Annotated in this window: 12 protein-coding genes; 7 read left to right on the plus strand and 5 right to left on the minus strand. The window is 59.6% G+C overall.

The genetic code is table 11. The features are described 5' to 3' along the window. The first annotated feature begins 68 nt into the window (after positions 1–68). From ACXAIC_RS18140 to ACXAIC_RS18155, 4 genes are all read left to right on the plus strand, one after another. A complete protein-coding gene (locus ACXAIC_RS18140) occupies positions 69–1,361 on the plus strand; it encodes a HupE/UreJ family protein (protein ID WP_475183378.1) in 1,293 nt (430 codons plus the stop codon). Positions 1,362–1,488: 127 nt separating this feature from the next. Then, on the plus strand, positions 1,489–1,743 hold the full coding sequence (locus tag ACXAIC_RS18145; RefSeq protein WP_475183381.1) for an HP1242/YdcH family protein: 255 nt from the start codon (positions 1,489–1,491) through the stop codon (positions 1,741–1,743). A 433-nt stretch (positions 1,744–2,176) separates the two neighbouring features. Next, entirely contained in the window at positions 2,177–2,620 is a 444-nt protein-coding gene (locus ACXAIC_RS18150; RefSeq protein WP_475183384.1) for a hypothetical protein, read from the plus strand. A gap of 326 nt (positions 2,621–2,946) precedes the next feature. Continuing rightward, positions 2,947–3,699 (plus strand): SDR family NAD(P)-dependent oxidoreductase, encoded by a 753-nt coding sequence (locus ACXAIC_RS18155; protein ID WP_475183387.1) that lies wholly within the window; start codon positions 2,947–2,949, stop codon positions 3,697–3,699. Positions 3,700–3,720: 21 nt separating this feature from the next. Here the strand turns inward: ACXAIC_RS18155 and ACXAIC_RS18160 are convergent, their stop codons facing one another. Then, positions 3,721–4,146, minus strand: a complete 426-nt coding sequence (locus ACXAIC_RS18160) for a secondary thiamine-phosphate synthase enzyme YjbQ (protein WP_475183390.1) — start codon at positions 4,144–4,146, stop codon at positions 3,721–3,723. Between the two features lie 258 nt (positions 4,147–4,404). Here ACXAIC_RS18160 and ACXAIC_RS18165 point away from each other — a divergent pair, with 258 nt between their 5' ends. The 3 genes from ACXAIC_RS18165 to ACXAIC_RS18175 all read left to right on the plus strand — a co-directional run bounded on the left by ACXAIC_RS18165 (position 4,405) and on the right by ACXAIC_RS18175 (position 9,816). After that, positions 4,405–5,715, plus strand: coding sequence for a glycosyltransferase (locus ACXAIC_RS18165; protein WP_475183392.1), 1,311 nt, complete (start codon positions 4,405–4,407; stop codon positions 5,713–5,715). A gap of 260 nt (positions 5,716–5,975) precedes the next feature. Next, the gene (locus ACXAIC_RS18170) at positions 5,976–7,556 is read left to right on the plus strand and encodes an FMN-binding glutamate synthase family protein (RefSeq protein ID WP_475183506.1); all 1,581 of its coding nucleotides are present in this window, start codon (positions 5,976–5,978) and stop codon (positions 7,554–7,556) included. A gap of 328 nt (positions 7,557–7,884) precedes the next feature. Then, the gene (locus ACXAIC_RS18175; RefSeq protein ID WP_475183394.1) at positions 7,885–9,816 is read left to right on the plus strand and encodes an SGNH/GDSL hydrolase family protein; all 1,932 of its coding nucleotides are present in this window, start codon (positions 7,885–7,887) and stop codon (positions 9,814–9,816) included. A 234-nt stretch (positions 9,817–10,050) separates the two neighbouring features. On the opposite strand, the gene ACXAIC_RS18180 is transcribed toward ACXAIC_RS18175, so the two are convergent. The 4 genes from ACXAIC_RS18180 to ACXAIC_RS18195 form a co-directional block, all read right to left on the minus strand. Beyond that, positions 10,051–11,907 carry a flotillin family protein gene (locus ACXAIC_RS18180; protein ID WP_475183397.1) on the minus strand — a complete coding sequence of 619 codons (1,857 nt, stop codon included), beginning with the start codon at positions 11,905–11,907 and terminating at the stop codon, positions 10,051–10,053. 51 nt (positions 11,908–11,958) lie between these two features. After that, complete coding sequence (locus ACXAIC_RS18185; RefSeq protein WP_475183400.1) at positions 11,959–12,708, minus strand: YqiJ family protein; 750 nt, start codon at positions 12,706–12,708, stop codon at positions 11,959–11,961. Between the two features lie 2 nt (positions 12,709–12,710). Continuing rightward, positions 12,711–13,394 carry a PspA/IM30 family protein gene (locus ACXAIC_RS18190; RefSeq protein WP_475183404.1) on the minus strand — a complete coding sequence of 228 codons (684 nt, stop codon included), beginning with the start codon at positions 13,392–13,394 and terminating at the stop codon, positions 12,711–12,713. 61 nt (positions 13,395–13,455) lie between these two features. Then, positions 13,456–13,956, minus strand: coding sequence for a hypothetical protein (locus ACXAIC_RS18195; RefSeq protein WP_475183407.1), 501 nt, complete (start codon positions 13,954–13,956; stop codon positions 13,456–13,458). Positions 13,957–14,119: the final 163 nt, after the last annotated feature.

Here is a 14,119-nt window from a genome sequence, read left to right on the forward strand (position 1 = left end):
TTCGCCAAAGGTCTCACAGGATAGTCCCGGGCTCTGAGCGCCCGGGACCGTTTACCGGAAAAACCGCCATGCGCATGTACGTCTCCTCTCTCCGCCGCAATTGTGTCCGCTCCCATAGTGTCCGGCTTGTGGCCACTCTTCTCCTTAGCTTAATGGGTCTTTTGTGCCTTGGGCTGACGTCACAAGCCCATTTTACCAAGGGCACCAAGGTCCGCACCGTTCTTGTCGCGCAGGAAGACGGCGGCCTGACCGCCTATATCCGCGTGCCTGCCCCGCTGGTCTTTTCCGATCTGATCGGCAAGGCACAGGTGGACCAGACCCCGCTCCACTCCCCCTTCCTGCGGGTTGAGGCCACCGGAACCGGCGCCCGCTACCGGATCGACATAGCAGCCGTTGACAATGACCGGGCCCGCTTTGAGGACCGTCTGCAAAGGGCACTGATCTTTTCCCAAGCCGGTCTGGATCTGGAAAGCTCCGTCACCGGTTTCACCATCCGGTCCCGCCGCCCGGCGCAGGTGATGGACAGTCTTGCCACTGCGCAATCGGCCATGCAGGTGACAAGCACGTCGCTCGATCCGGTTTTTGGCGAAGCCGTCATCGACTATGCGCTGACACTGCGCAGCCAGGATCCGTCCGGCCTTCTGGACGTGCGCGCTGGCTATGCCCCCCTGTTGCCCGGCCCGGGCGTTGCCTTTGAAACCCATCTGGTGGATGCCAGGGTCACGCCGCCGGTTGCCTCGACAGCCGAAGGCCAGCTTGAAATTCCTGCCCGTCTCGACGGTTCCCGGCTGACCACCTTTGTCCATTTCCTCTACCAGGGCATGCTGCATATTCTGGAAGGGCTGGACCATGTGCTTCTGGTGGTCGCGCTTGCGCTCGGGGTGGGCGCAACCCGCAAGCTGATCTTTCTGGTCACCGCCTTCACACTCGGCCATTCGGTCACGCTGATTGCCACCTTTCTAGGGGCAACGCCATCCTGGCCATGGTTCATTCCGGCCGTGGAAACGGCCATTGCCCTTTCCGTCCTTTATGCGGCGGTTGCGGCCATGGTTCAAAAATCCGGTTCCATCCTCGTCTTTTCCGGCATTGGCCTGCTGCACGGGCTCGGCTTTTCCTTCGTCCTCGGCGACATTCTTGGCCGGACTGCGCCCGACCTGATCCCTGCTCTTCTGGCCTTCAATCTGGGCATTGAAGCGGGTCAGCTGGTCATTCTGGCGGTCACTCTCAGCATTGTGTTTGCGCTCGACCACCTGCTGCATCCGGCGCTCAAACCGGTCCGGCTCGGGGTCCTGACAGCCATCGCGGTTCTGTCCTCCTGGTGGGTCCTGGACCGGTTCGGCGGCATTCTGTCCTCGGCTTGACCGCAGAAGCGCCCCTACGCAACATTCTTTAGAAAGGGGGCGCCCGCCCAATTCACCTCCGATTGATCTGGCTCAAGGTGACAGCCGCCGCTTGGCGGCACTTTGAAGACAGCAAAAGGAGGACACAATGAGTCACGTTCCACACGAATTGCATGAAGAATTTCCGGAGGCCGCGCAGGTCCTGCACCGGTTGAAAACCGAGGATCCGCATTTCGCCCGGCTGGCGGAAGAGTACCACGCCGTAAACCGGGAAGTGCACCGCATTGAGACCGACGTAACTCCTGCGGCAGATGACGTGCTCGAGAACCTGAAGAAAAAGCGCCTCAATCTGAAAGACAAGATTGCCGCCCTATTGGCGGTTGCCGAAAACACCGTGCCCTGAGCCCCTCCTTTTCAGGCCGGTGTGAGTGCCCGCGTCGTCCCCGTCCGACGGCGCGGGCCGCTTTTTAAGGAAACACGCCCCGTTGCTTCAAGGCCAATCTGTTTTCTTTTGCGCTGACCTCTTCGAATTTAAGCTGCAACAGGGAAATCCGATGGACCGCGCTTTGCGCCAGGAGCCCGTTTTCCCCCCCAAAAAAAAGCGCCGTAGCCTCTTCAAAAGCCCGGCGCCAGTCTGGGGAGGAACGACCCTTATCGTTCGAGACTAATGTGTGCCCTCTCCCCCCCGCATTCAAGGAAATAAAGCGTGAATCTATCGTGAGAGACTGTCTCCACTAGACATTTTCCGGTTTCTTTTCAATATCTTAAACGAACACTTGACCAAGCGTCATTCACCAGCTTTGCTTTCCCTGTCTTTCACAGCGAAGCAACTTGCCATGGTCAGCCCCTTCCCCGCGCTCTGCGGTCTTTTCCTGCTTTTCTCCGGGTACGCTCAGGCGGCCGAAATATGTCTGGATGTTCAGGCCAAGAAAGGCTGGCAAGGGGTTACCTTGCCTGGCGGCAAGATCGGCAAGGTCAGCTATTCCGGCAACTGGAGCGTGATTGCCGGTCAGTACAAGCCGGTCGGACCTCGCGGCTATACCGGCGCAGATGCAAAGCGGCTGGGCCCGCTTTACGGCTATAAGTTCGACCAATCCTATGCCTTTGGCGAGATGCTGGTGCGCGACCAGGCCGGGCGGATTGTCCCGTTTGCGGAATTTGCCGCGCTGGCAGTCAACGCACGGGACACGGCCGGCAACTATGCCTTCCGCATCAACGATCTCGACATCGCCCTTTGGGACAATGCGGGGGCGATCCGGGTCTGTATCACCCTGCGCTGATGCGCTCATACCAAGCTCAATAGATAGGAACCGATCTGACGGTGTTTGGGGACTGTTCGTCAAGGAGCAGGTTGCAGGGCGATATGGTTTATCGTTCAAAACCTGGGACGCAGTTGAACAGTCCTCAAACACGGCCTCGGTGGCCTGCTCCGGCCCGCCGGACTGCGTTGCGCCGCTTGAACGGCCATAAAGGCCGTCCTGCGCAACGCGCCTTGCCGGCCAATCCGCACCAGCGCCATAAGATGGGTTTCTATCTATTCAGGTTGGTATAAGCTCTGCGTCCATCTTTCAGATTGCTCAAGAAAATCAATCCAAGTGGAGCAAACATGGCAGCGAAGGTTGCTTTGGTCACGGGCGCAGCACGCGGTATCGGGCTGGCCACAACACACCTGTTTCTGGACCGGGGCTGGCAGGTTGCCATGCTTGACCGGGACGGCGAAGAATTGACCCGTGCCGCAGAAGGGCTTCAGAACGCAGCCCCCTTTGTGTGCGATGTCTCCATCGAGACAGAGATCGCCGGGACCGTTCCAGCGATCCTGAAACGGTTCGGCCGGCTGGATGCGCTGGTCAACAATGCGGGCGTTGCCCGGTTCGGCCCGATGGAAGACACCAGTTTCGAGACCTGGCGGACGGTGATGGCCACCAATTTGGACGGGGTCTTCCTGCTGTCCCAGGCGGTCCTGCCAGCCTTGAAGGAAACGAAAGGCGCATTGGTCAATATCGCCTCCATCTCGGGCCTGCGCGCCTCGACCCTGCGGGTGGCCTATGGAACCTCCAAAGCCGCCGTCATCCAGCTGACCAAACAGCAGGCGGCGGAACTCGGCGAATTTGGTGTCAGGGCCAATTGTGTCTGCCCGGGACCTGTGCGCACCAAACTTGCCATGGCGGTGCACAGCCAGGAGATCATCGACGCCTATCACGATGCAATCCCCCTCAACCGCTATGGCAGCGAGCGGGAAATTGCAGATGTTATCGTATTCCTGTGCTCTGATCAGGCCAGCTACGTAACCGGCCAGATTATTGCGTCCGATGGCGGCTTTGAGAGCACTGGCGTCGGCCTGCCTGCACTGCGGAAGTAATCCGCCAGGGCGCTTCCAGGGTCAGGATGTTGCCAGAAAATGCGCGGCCACCTGACGCTGGTGCGGCTGGCTGCGGTGCTCAAACAGATAGAGGCCCTGCCAGGTGCCCAGCATCATCTCCCCGCTGTCCACCGGGACCGACAGGGAGACAGGCAGCAGCGCCGCCTTGATATGGGCCGGCATGTCGTCCGGGCCCTCATAGGTGTGGGTAAGATAGCCCATGGCCGGATGATCGGAGGAAGGCACAAGCCGCTCAAAAAAGGCTTTCAGATCCACCTGAACATCCGGATCGGCATTTTCCTGAATAAGCAGAGAACAGGAGGTATGGCGGACGAACAGGGTCAACAGCCCGCTCATCCGGCCCGCCTCCCCCAGCCACGAGCGGACGGAGGCGGTGAATTCGTAGAGGCCCTGCCCTTGAGTGCGCAGGGAAATAACAGTCTGCATGTGCCGATACCACTCCGGATTGTTCAATGGCCGCCCGTCAAACTAGAGCCTCGTGCGCTAAGTTTGCACCATTTGATGCTGGAAAGCAGATCCGGTCAAATCGTGCAGACTGATCGCACGATGCTTTAGGCTGTTCCGGGCCGCGCTTGCAATTTCCAGCCGCAAACGCCACTTGCCAGACACAGTCGGCCGGCCCTGTTGGTCTCCCAGGTCCCAAGTTCCAGGACCCTTTTCCCGCCCTCCGTCCCAGGACACAGAATGTCAGATACCAGCCCCAGAATCCTGATCGCAACCCTTGGCACGCGCGGGGACGTGCAGCCCTATGCGGCCCTTGCCCGGGCGCTTGCTCAGCACGGGGCGGAGGTGGTTCTGTGCACCGGCGAAGGCTTTGAGGAGATGGCCTCGGCGGCCGGGGCCCGCTACCGCCCGCTTCCGGTCAATTTCGAACAGCTTTTGCAGCAGCCGGACATCAAGGCCGCGCTGCGGTCCGTCACCGGTATGATCAAGGCCGCCCGGCAGAATATCTCTGTGCAAAGAGACGTGACACGGTCCCTGTGGACGACGGGCCTGTCTGAAAAGCCGGACCTGATCCTATTTCATCCCAAAGCTGCCGTTATGACCTTTTTGGGCCGCCGTCTGGGCGTTCCCGCCCTGCCCACCGTCTTGCAGCCCGTCACCGCCCCCACCGGCGCCTTTCCCGTGGCCTTGTTTGGCTGGCCTGGCATGGGTTCCTTTCTCAACCGCACGAGCTACGCCCTCGCCCGTTCGGTAATGGCAGCCGGGCTGCGCAGCCTGCTGCCACCGATCCGCGCCGAAGCCGCCCGGGAAATCGCCATGCCCGGCTCCAGCCTTGACGGGTTTGTTCCGGACGCGGCCCCCTGGAATGGCGGCAAGGCCTTGTCTCTGCAGGCCTATTCCCGGGCCTTGGTACCAACACCGCCAGACTGGAGCGCCGAATACTGGCAGTGCGGCTACTGGTTCACTGAGCCAGATCCGGACTATACCCCGCCGGAGGATCTGGCCCGGTTTCTGGGCGAGGGCGCCCCGCCCCTTTATCTTGGGTTCGGCTCCATGCCGAGCCGGGACCCCGAGCGGCTGACTCAGATAGTCTTAAGAGCTCTTGAAAAGACCGGACAGCGGGCCATTCTGGCCAGCGGCTGGGGCGGCCTGAGCACTGTGGCTTTCGCGGAGAGACTGCCGGAGGGGCTGTCAGACAAGATCCATCTGATCGGTAAAGCTCCCCATAGCTGGCTGTTTCCCCGCTGCGCCGGAGTTGTCCACCATGGCGGGGCTGGAACCACCCATGAGGCCCTGCGCTGGGGCAAGCCCTCCCTCGTCTGCCCTGTTTTTGCCGATCAGCCCTTCTGGGGACGCCAGGTGCACAAAATTGGGGCTGGCCCAGCCCCGATCCGGCAAAAGAACCTGACCCCGGATGCTCTGTCCCAGGCCCTCAAGGATCTGGAAACGCCAGGCTTCACCAAGGGGGCCGAAGCCGCCCGGGACATTATGGCCCAGGAGCCGGGTGCCTCCGGCACAGCGGCCCGGCTGTTGGAGGCGGCAAGACGATGACAGATGCCAAAGCGGCTGGCCTCAAACTCTATCGTTACGGAAGACCGCCCTAACTTTGTCCTTTTCTGTCAAGCGTCTCTTGGCGCTTTTCTTTTCCCGTGCAGCCTGACACAAATAGGCCTTATTGAACGATTCTCCCAAACGGTGTCCGTCACCGGCCCGTCCATAGCCAGCTTTCAAAGGGGTCACCTGCCGTGTTTCCTGCCCGCTATATCGTTTTTGTACTTTGCCTTGTCGCGACGTTCCTGACATTCGTCCTGATGTTCGCCTTCAACATTCACTTCCTGTGGCCGTTGCTGGTCTTCTTCGCGCTCTCCCTTGTCGGCTGGCATGATCTTCACCAGACAAGGCACGCTGTCTTGCGCAATTATCCGGTCGCCGGTCATTTCCGCTTCCTGTTCGAGGCGATCCGGCCGGAACTGAGACAGTATTTCTTTGAAAGCAATCAGGACGGGCGGCCCTTTTCCAGGGAACGCCGCTCCATGGTCTATGACCGGGCGAAAAATATTGAGGATGTGCTGCCCTTCGGCACTGAGCTGGATGTCTATACCAGCGACTATGCCTGGGTGAATCATTCCATGACACCGATGCCGGAGAACCATGACGAACTTCGGGTCACGATTGGCGGGCCGGACTGCAAGCAGCCCTATTCCGCCTCGCTCTACAACATTTCCGCCATGAGTTTCGGCTCCCTGTCGGCCAATGCCATTCTGGCCCTGAACAAGGGCGCCAAGGCCGGGCATTTTTATCATGACACCGGCGAAGGCAGCGTTTCCCGTTATCACCGGGAAGGCGGCGGCGATCTGGTCTGGGAACTGGGTAGCGGCTATTTCGGCTGCCGCAACGACGACGGCACGTTCTCGCCGGAAAAATTCAAGACCCAGGCCGAAAATACTCAGATCAAGATGATCGAAATCAAGATGAGCCAGGGGGCGAAACCAGGCCACGGCGGGGTTCTGCCCGGCAGCAAGGTGTCCGAGGAAATCGCTGAAGCGCGAGGCATCCCGGTCGGTCAGGACTGTATTTCCCCCGCCTCCCATTCCGCCTTTTCAACACCGCTGGAGCTGCTCGGCTTCATTCAGCAGCTGCGGGACCTATCGGGCGGAAAGCCGGTCGGCTTCAAACTGTGCATCGGCCACCGCTGGGAATTCATGGCCATTGTGAAGGCCATGCTGACAACCGGCATCAAGCCGGATTTTATCGTCATTGACGGGTCTGAAGGCGGCACCGGCGCTGCCCCTATCGAATTTGCCAACCGGCTTGGCACGCCGCTGCGCCAGGGATTGCTCTTCGTGCATAACAGCCTTGTGGCCACGGGCCTGCGCGATGACATCAAACTGGGTGCCGGGGGCAAACTGATCAGCGCCTTCGACATTGCCGGAACCATGTGCCTGGGCGCGGACTGGGTAAATTCGGCCCGCGGCTTCATGTTCGCGGTCGGCTGCATCCAGTCGCAGAGCTGCCATACCAACCGCTGCCCCACCGGTGTGGCCACCCAGGACTCCAAACGCCAGCAGGCCCTGGTCGTTCCCGACAAGGCGGAACGGGTAGCCAATTTTCACCGCAACACCCTGAAATCCCTGATGGCGTTCACCGCTGCGGCCGGTTTAAACCATCCCAGCGAATTCCGGCCCGAACATTTTTTCCTGCAGGAAGGCGCCGGTGGGATTTTGCCCGCCAGCGCTGCGCTTACCTGGCTGGAAAAGGACGCGCTCCTGGAAGACGGCCACGATATTCCAGGCTATTCGACCTACTGGGCCATGGCGGACGAGACCAGTTTCCTGCCGGTCCGCAGCGTTGCCACTGCCAAGGCCCTGCGTCATCAAGGCAGCCACAACTAGGTCATGGCCTCCCTAAAGCATGCCTTCAGGCGTTAATCCGACCCCAAATGGCGAATCCTGTTCAGCACGGCGTACCCCGGCACACCGCACACGCACCGGCAGACTGAGCTGCGACCGGCAGCCGAGCCGGCACTTTCCGTGTTTTGTGCTGGGGCCAAAGGACAGAAGCTTTAAAAAGGGGCCTGGGATGGGAGCACAGGATCCCCGCCGGGGGGCTGCCTTTGCAATGATACGTAAAATTATCAATATATTTCATCATTCGGACATGCAGCCCGTCTAAAGTGCAATCTCCGCACTTAGCAATTTAAAATTGTATTTGAGGTTGAATATGACATCCCCGTATCCCCAATATTCGGAAATCTACATTTTTGGCGATTCCCTGTCCGATGGCGGCAATTTCTATGGTGTTTTCTCCAGTTTGCTGACGGTCGGCTTTCCGCTCGATTCCTTTGGCTACAATCACACCTTCACCAACGCGGAAGCCACCGGCGATGGCCAGGTCTGGAGCCAGAGCATCGGGGATCTTCTCGGCGTGGCGCCCGAGCAGGTAAATAATTTTGCCTTTGGCGGCGCGGAAGCGATCGGTACCCAGACCATTCAGGAAGCCATCGTTTCCCGGAACCTGGACACTGAATTTTTGAAAGACGGGCTGACCGCCGACCAGCTTGCCCCCAATGACGACGGCAGCGCGAATGCCACCGTCACAGATTTTTTTGCCGAAACGGCCTTTGGCCAGGACCAGCTGGACAAGATGCGGGTTGCCGACAATGTCAACCTGACAGGCCAGGTGCAGAATGCAGCGGCCTATGCCGCCGCTCAAAACGGTGTTTCGGAGACTGGTGAAGTGTTTCAGGAAGGCTCGGCCGCCTTTCTCCTGATTGGCGGCAACGACTATGCCGCCATCTCTCCTGTGGGCTTTGACGCAGAAGCCTTTCTGACGGAGCTGGTGGGCTCCATTCTCAGCAATGCCCAGTCTCTGGTCGCCCAAGGCATAGATACGCTGGTCTATTTCACCCAGGCGCCCCTGACCTTTGCCCCCGTTGGCCAGCTTGCCGTGGAACGCTACAAACTGGCCCTGCTGGCCGCAGGCCTTTCCGAGGAACAGGCGGAAGCGGCAAAACAGCAGTTTGTGGCCGATCTTGCCTCCCTGTCGGACCAGCAGAATGCTCTTGTGCAACAGGGTTTGGAGCAAATCGCGGCCGCGACCGGGGCCAAGGTCGAAATTGTCGATTTCGCCCTGATTTCGGCGCTGCTTCAAGATGACCTGTCCGGGTTTGGATTTCTGTCAGCAGAACCCCACCTTTTGGATACGGGCTCCTTCCCCCATGCGTTTCAGGATGCGGACGGAGATGGCAATCCGGAGATCATCAACGATTTCGGGCAATTGGAAGAACTCAAACCCGGCGAGTTCATTGCCAGCGACGAGGACGGCGACGGCACGCCGGATGTTGTGGCCGCTCTCAATCCCGATACACTCGGTCTTGATCTGGACGACGTTCTCTTTTTCGACCCCTACCACCCGACGGCGGCCGCTCATGACATTTTCGCCCGTTTCGCCGCCGACACCCTGGCAGGGAAAGTGTCTTTGCTCGATGCGGACAGCAACAGCTTCCGGGGAACCTGTGCGGACGAAACCGTGTTTGCTGGAGCCGGTGATGACAGGCTTTTTCTGCGCAGCGGGAACGATGTGGCCTTTGGCGGCCTTGGAGACGACCGGATCCAGGGCGGCCGGGGCAATGACATTCTGTCTGGCGGTGGCGGTGCCGACACGGTGCGCGGCGGGTCCGGATCAGATGTGCTGACCGGCGGAGACGGCAATGACGTGCTCAGCGGCGGCCGCGGCAACGACATTCTGGCCGGAGGCACTGGCAACGACAAACTGCTCGGCGGATCGGGCCGCGATCTCTTCCTGCAGACACTGGATGGTGGGCAGGACACCGACCTGATCGATGGCCAGTTCAACTTTGATGCCCTTTTTGTCGAGGTTGACGGCGATGCCGTGACGGATCTGGAGCTTGCCGCCATCCAGTCGGATCTGGCAGCGGCGATTGACAGCTGCACTGGCACCTTCACCTTTGGAGACACGACTTGGACCTTGAGAAACATCGAAAAGGTCTTCATCGGCAACGCGGCGGACGCGGATCAATTCGCGCAGGCATATGCCGATGCTCTAGACTATGTCAGGGCCGATGCCGGTCTGGTGGACGCCGCCGCCGGCTGGAACCAGATCGACCCGACCCCGGACACGTTTCTGTTCTGAACAGATCCCGTCTCTGCGGATTTGCCTGTCGCGGCCTGACATCAAAGATGTCAGCGCAAATAGACAGCCCGGTTTGAAGCCGTCCGCATGCAGCACACTCCAGACGCCGCACAAGACCAAGCGCAATTGATCATAAGCTCTTGGAACGGGCTTGGTAGAACGGCTCAGCCCTGACAAAAAGCCCGGCACGCAGCCGGGCTTTTCCGCTCTTGCGGGGCCAATCGCGGTAGAGGCTTAGGCGGGTTTCGCCACTTCCGGCGCAGGCGCGCCCGGCGCCTTGTTTGTGGCCGCCGTCAGATCGGCCTTGCCTCCCGTTCCCGGCACCGCCTCATGGGGAGGTTCCACCGCCCCGGAGATCCCAGCAGGCACCGTCCCCAGGCTGGCTGTCAGACCGGAGAGACCAGAACCGTCCAAACCAACCTCTTTCATCATGGCATCCAGAAGCGGAGCCTGTGAGCGGTATTTCAGGGCTGATGAGACCATCTGGTCGGCCAGATTTCCGCCGGAGCCGTTTGTGGAAGACCCATTTGCTGCACCCGCGCCGCCGCCGGTCATACCATCCACCTGGATGATCTTGATACCGTCGATCTGCTCCATGGGTTTGACGCTTTCAGAAATGATTTCAGGTAATTGCTCCAGAAGTTTGATGCGAATTTGCATCGCAATCTGCTCGGGTGACAGCAAGTTGGCTGCCTCATTGATGGCCTTCTGTCCGGCTGCTTCCACTTCATAGAGCGCTTTTTCGGCTTCCGCGCGCAGCTTCTCAGCCTCTGCCGAGCCCTGGGCCTCGATGCGGAGTTTCGCAGCTTCCGCTTCTGCAGCAATCCGGACCGCTTCGGCCTGGTCGGCAGCTGCCTGTTTCTGCGCTTCTGCGCCGACCGTAATGGCAACGGCGTCCATCTCAGCAGCCTTTCGGGCCTCGATCAGTTCGATCTGCTTCTCGCGTTCCGCAACCTCGGTGTACCGCGCGGTGGTCACCTGTTCGGCCGCACGGGCCGCAATGGCACGCGCTTCATCCGCCTCAGCTTCCGCTTCCGACTTTTCCCGGGACTTGGCAGCAACTGCAATGTCGCGGTCCTGTTCGGCAAGCTCGATCAGTTTCCTTTTCTCCACATTGGCTGCCTCAACGGTACGCTCCTTGGTGATTTCCCGCTCACGCACCTGCCGGTCCATGTCGATCTGGCGTTCTGTCACGGCCTGATCGGATTCGATCCCCGCATATCGGACCTTCTGGTGGGCCATGATCTTCGCTTCTTCGGCTTCGCGCTCCCGCTCGGCCTGCTGCTGTGCGATCTGGGCCACCTGCTCCGCCCGGCGGATTTCAACTTCACGCTGCTGCTGCAGCTGCGCGAATTGTTTGTCCCGGTCGATCTGCAAACGCTCCTGCTCCGCCTCCAGGTTCTTGCGCTGAATGTGAACCTCCGTTTCCTGCTCGATATCGTTGCGCTTCTTCCGGCGCTCCTCGATTTCCTGTGTCAGCTTGGTCAGCCCCTCGGCATCGAAGGCGTTCTCCGGGTTAAAATACTCCCGGTTGGTCTGATCCAGGCCGGTCAACGAGACGGATTCCAGCTCAAGGCCGTTCTTCAAGATGTCTTCGGACACAGCTGCCTGCACTTTCTGGACGAAGCTGACCCGTTGCTCATGCAGCTCCTCCATCGCCATTTCAGCTGCAACCGCCCGCAAGGCGTCAACGAATTTGCCCTCCACAAGCTCTCTGAGCGCTTCCGGTTTCATCGTGCGCTGTCCAAGGGTCTGGGCGGCGTTCGCAATGGATTCGACCGTCGGCTGAACGCGCACATAAAACTCGGCCAGAACATCAACGCGCATCCGGTCTTTCGTGATCAACGCCTGATCATTCGACCGGCGCACTTCCAGGCGCAGTGTATTCATGTTGACCGGGATGACGTCATGCAACACAGGCAGCACCAGCGTCCCGCCATTCATGACAACACGCTGCCCGCCAAATCCGGTGCGCACGAAGGACACTTCTTTTGAAGACCGGCGGTACAGCCGCGAAATAATCATGCCGACGGCAAGCAGCGCGACAAAAGCCACGCCAACAAGAATGAGAATTGTCATGAGTTGGTTCATGTTCCTCAACTCCTATCCAGAGAATGAAAAAGTGTTTTCCCGGCACCGGAATCAGCTTCTGGCGCCGGTCAATGAGGTGTTGGTATTGCGGATCGCGGTGAAATGCGCCCCTTTCTGGCGCACAATGATGATGTTTGTGCCCTGCTCAAGCACCTCGTTCTCAACATCCGGCTCGACGAGCAGATAGTGGGACTGGCCGGTGCCATCCTTCAGGCGGGCCTGAGCCGGCAGCCCGCCTTTGGCATGCCCCTGAACAACCACCGCAGGTTTGCCCACAAAGCTCTGCCTGGACACTGCATCACTTTCATCCCTGGGCATGACCTTCGACAAACCCAGCGCAGCGGCCCTTGTGAAAGGCAACGCCCCGGCAAAGGCACCGGCAGAAGCCAGAACGCCCGGCAGTAGGAGACCGGAGACAGATTGCACAAGCCCTTGCAGGACAAAGCCCGCAAGTCCGAACCCGGTCAGGAAAATCACCAGGATTATCAGAGCGGGCACGCGGCCAAAGCAAAACCAGCCGAGAACCCGGCTCAAAACGCCCTGTCCAGGACCGGTGACCTCCGTTCCGGCAGCCACCGTTTCAAGATCTCCTGGAAGCGCCCCACCCGTCACATTCGTATCGAAGTCGGGCACGTCCACATCAATCTCGGGAAGATCGACGTCCGGCAGCAGGCTGTCGACCATGCTGGAGAGTCCGAGCCCGAGCAAAGTGCCGACACCTTCAGCAAGCGCAATCGCGATCATCAAGCCAATGGCGACCGCAAACGGCGTGTTCTGGCCAGCGAGAAGAAAGTCGATCATGCTCAACTGTCTTTCGCCGCCGCCTTCATCGCCGCAAGCCGTTCAGAGACCCGGTTCTTGCGCGCCAGCTCTTCCAGTTCTGCAAGCTTGACCGCATCGCCCTTGTTGGCCATGCCCGTTCCGGGAAGGCCAGTGACGGTCTTCAGCACCCTGTCAAAAGCTTCTTCCGCTTTGCGGGTCTTGCCTTCAACGCTGTCTTTTTGGGCCGCACTCCCGGCGGCCGCGCTGTCTGCCGCGGTTTGCTGCTGCGTCAGGCGAAATGTGGCAAGCTCGGCTTCCATTTCGCGTTTGCGCGCCTGAAGGGCGCCAATATAGCCTTCCAGTTCCTTTTCCTCGCGGCTCGCATCAGCAACCGCGGCTTCCAGAACCGGGATCTGAACCTCAAGATCGAGCTGGCGGGCGATGGCGGCCTCGGCAAGATCGTCGCGGCCTTTCTTGACCGACAGGGCAATCTGGCCCTGAAGGTCCTCATGGCGCGTTGTCGTCTCAGCCAGGCGCGTGTTGGCCAGATGCTTGTTGGCAAGAACTGCGGCCAGTTCGTCACGGACCTGGTCGATGGCCCGGTCCACTTCCCGGACGGCTTCCGCCATCACCGTTTCAGGGGATGTGTTTTCGATGGTGTCCACCAATTGGTTCACACCTCCGGAGACAAGACGCTTGACGCGTGAAACGAGACCTTCTGCCATTATTCTTCCTTTCCATTCCATCCTTTGAACGCATCAGGGCCAGGCTTTTGGTCCCAGGCCCCTACCCCTTTGTTTCTCTCCTTTTGTCCAGCAGCCGCGCCACTTCCAGAACCGGCTCCAGACGCTGTCTCATCAATCCAGGGTCGTAGGTCCGGCTGGGCGTTGTGAGACCGAGATCGAAAATTTCCTCAATCAGCGAAAACAGCTCAGCCGAAAGCGCCGCTTCAAACCGCACAAGGCTCTCCTGTTCCGGCCCCGGCGCAGAGGCAATCAGCTCTGCCATCATTTCAGGCAGCCGTTCATACAGTTTCATGACAAGATCAGATCTGATCCCGCTTTCCCGCTGCAATTGCCGCAAAGCTTTTTCGGCAGGGCGGGCCATTGTCCGCAAAAGATCCTCGCAGGCAGCAACATCCCGCACACCTTCTGCCCGCTCCCGGGCTGCCTTCAAGATCTCCCGCATCTTGTCACTTGGCGTCCGGGCGCCTTGCACCTCGTAACCTGCCAGAAACGCGACGTCATCGTCGCTGAGCCTGACACTGATTGGAATGCTCTTCGGCATGAACCTCACCAACCATTTTCAAATTCATCATAATGTAAACATATGTATACAAAAGTTTTCATTTGTCAAGAAAAATAAGTTGAAATTGTAGTCCTCGCCACCTAAACGCCTCACGGCCTCAACCACAAACAGGCGGTCCGCAGAGACAAAATTGCGGAAAATG

This window comes from Roseibium sp. AWQ4_254, assembly GCF_056161025.1.